The sequence below is a fragment of the Variovorax sp. P4_B11 genome, from assembly GCF_056402355.1.
Map to the genome: position 1 here is coordinate 1 of NZ_JBFUHO010000143.1, position 2,042 is coordinate 2,042.

The following is a 2,042-nucleotide window of genomic DNA, read 5'->3' on the forward strand; positions in this document are numbered from 1 at the left end:
GCCTGCGCCACTCCGTCACCTGGTTGGGGTGTACGTCGTGCTTCTGTGCGATCTCGGCAATCGTCTTGCCATCGGCCAAGGCCTCAATCGCCACCTTGGCCTTGAAGGCCGCTGAGTGGTTGCGGCGGGGTCTCTTGCTCATCTTCTGCTCCTGTCATGCCGGGCTCTATCCTCGCCCATCGGAGCAGCCTATCCACTTTGCAGCGTGTTCAAATTTGCGCGGCCGGCTCTTATCCAGACGGCTTCGATGGGCCGCGCATTCTTGCCGAGATTTCTGAGGACGCACTGCGCGATCTGTTCGGAGCGCAGGCCGGCGGTGACAGTCTCTTGCAGGCTTGCCAGTTGCACTTTGGATTGATCGAAGCCGTGGCCCTGGAGCGAAATCGGATCAGGCCCTTGGAAGCTATTGAGTTGAAAACAGCGGACTTCTCGACCCCCGTTGCATTCGACGAGTTCACAGGGTCCCTGGTCCCATGAGCCCTTTCCTCAGGCGCTTCGGGCTCCTCAAGAACCGGCGCGATCCGGTGCGAACTGAGGGGCGCGAAGTATCGCAAGGCCTTGTATCCGAGCGGCGTGGCCTGGAAGACGGTGGCGGGGCTGGACCTGGTGGGCAAAGGCAGCAAGGCGTGCAAGGTGGCGCTGCCGCCGTTGGCCGGCGTAGCGCTCGATCGGGAAGCGGAAGACGCCGCGCAGATTGATGCCCTCCAGCCGCGTGGGCGCGATCCGCCCGATGAGTTCTGGCGGGATGACCTGGCGCCGGTTGGCCCAGCGATCCAGCACCGCTTGCATCTGCGTCGTGTTCCAGGCCATCACAATGTTGGCCAAAAGGCTCAACGCGTCGGCCACCGCCTGCATCTCGTCGACGCGCTTGGCCTGCGCCGGACTGACCCGCCCGGTGTAGATGGCGCGCTTCAGGGCGTTGACCGCTTCGCCGCGATTGAGCACCCGCCGCGGTTCGCGCCGGAACGCTTCATTGACGAAGTAGTCCGCCAGGAATGCCGTGCGCAGCAACCGGCCAAGGAGCGCTGCGGCTCATCGTCGATATCAAGATTCGTGCTCGAGGGGTTGGCATCCGCGAGCGCACGTTCATCGATGCCTGACCTCGAGATCCTGGTGGCGTACGACGAAGCCGCACGAACCGTCACGCTCACGGCCGACGCGTTCGACAGCACCTTGGTCAGCGAGTTCGCCATCGAGCACCTGCCCCAAGCAGGAATCATCGTCTTCGCGGACGAGACCGGCGGGCCGCGGATACCAGGCGCGCGCTGGCAACTGATGTTCTCGCTCGCTGGCGTCCTCTATAAGTGCGAGGTCGCCCTGCAGGCCATCAGAGGCGCCGGCGGTACTCGACGGGCGACGACAAGGCTGAGCCCGCGGTAGCGGGGTATTCCATCGTAAGGGCGCAGCGAACACACGCATCTCGGTCCTTGCGCCGAGGTTGCGCTATGGGGTAGGGGAGGGTGGCTGCCAGAGGGGGTGGCAGCAGTTGGTCGACGTCGCGCGCCTTGTGGGTGGGCACGCTCGGTTGCTGGGACGAAGTTGACTGCAAGGCCTTCGCTGGCCGGCTTGCGCGTGACGAGGTGAAGTGCCAGGGGTGTTTTACCAACTGGCCTGGCTGCGCCGGCCCTGGCGCCGTCACCTGTTTTCGAAGCGGTTGAGGTCCAGGATGCCGGCCTGGATCGGCTGGTCGCGGCGGTAGCGCGCGACCAGCGCATCGCTCATGGCCCAGAAGCCGGGGTCGGTGCGGCGCACCGCGTAGCGTTCGGAGAAGGCCGCGTAGTCCGCCTCGGACTTCAAGTCGCGGATCGCCTCGGCCATCGCCGGCAGCTGGGCCGGACTGACACGGTAGAACGCGTTGGGGTAGGCGCCGATGATGCCGGGCACGAGCGTCAGCGTGTTCTCGTCGGGTCGCAGTTCGCGGCGCTCGCCGATCAGTTGCGACACCGTCGCATGCCCGGTGTTGCGCAGCAGGCTGAAGGTGGCGGGCGCGGCGCCGGGCACCTCGACCACCAGGGCGGCATCCTCCGGCAGCCATTGCAGGG

4 protein-coding genes and 1 pseudogene are annotated in these 2,042 nt (G+C 65.8%); 2 read left to right on the forward strand and 3 right to left on the reverse strand.

The genetic code is table 11. The features are described 5' to 3' along the window. On the reverse strand, positions 1–142 hold a 142-nt coding region (locus tag AC1DYD_RS41255; protein ID WP_478178474.1), incomplete at its 3' end, for a transposase. A gap of 14 nt (positions 143–156) precedes the next feature. Here AC1DYD_RS41255 and AC1DYD_RS41260 point away from each other — a divergent pair. Next, positions 157–477 carry a hypothetical protein gene (locus AC1DYD_RS41260; protein ID WP_478178471.1) on the forward strand — a complete coding sequence of 107 codons (321 nt, stop codon included), beginning with the start codon at positions 157–159 and terminating at the stop codon, positions 475–477. A gap of 171 nt (positions 478–648) precedes the next feature. On the opposite strand, the pseudogene AC1DYD_RS41265 reads toward AC1DYD_RS41260, so the two are convergent. Beyond that, positions 649–1,032: pseudogene (locus AC1DYD_RS41265) on the reverse strand (Tn3 family transposase); the annotation flags it as partial. 60 nt (positions 1,033–1,092) lie between these two features. On the opposite strand from AC1DYD_RS41265, the gene AC1DYD_RS41270 reads away from it, so the two are divergent. Next, entirely contained in the window at positions 1,093–1,380 is a 288-nt protein-coding gene (locus AC1DYD_RS41270) for a hypothetical protein (protein ID WP_478178472.1), read from the forward strand. A gap of 255 nt (positions 1,381–1,635) precedes the next feature. Here AC1DYD_RS41270 and AC1DYD_RS41275 read toward each other — a convergent pair. Further along, on the reverse strand, positions 1,636–2,042 hold a 407-nt coding region (locus tag AC1DYD_RS41275; protein WP_478178473.1), incomplete at its 5' end, for a fatty acid cis/trans isomerase.

Excerpts from the sequence above, each read along its gene's own strand:
- AC1DYD_RS41260 (WP_478178471.1), top strand. The coding sequence starts at position 157 with ATGCCGGGCTCTATCCTCGCCCATCGGAGCAGCCTATCCACTTTGCAG.
- AC1DYD_RS41270 (WP_478178472.1), top strand. The coding sequence starts at position 1,093 with ATGCCTGACCTCGAGATCCTGGTGGCGTACGACGAAGCCGCACGAACC.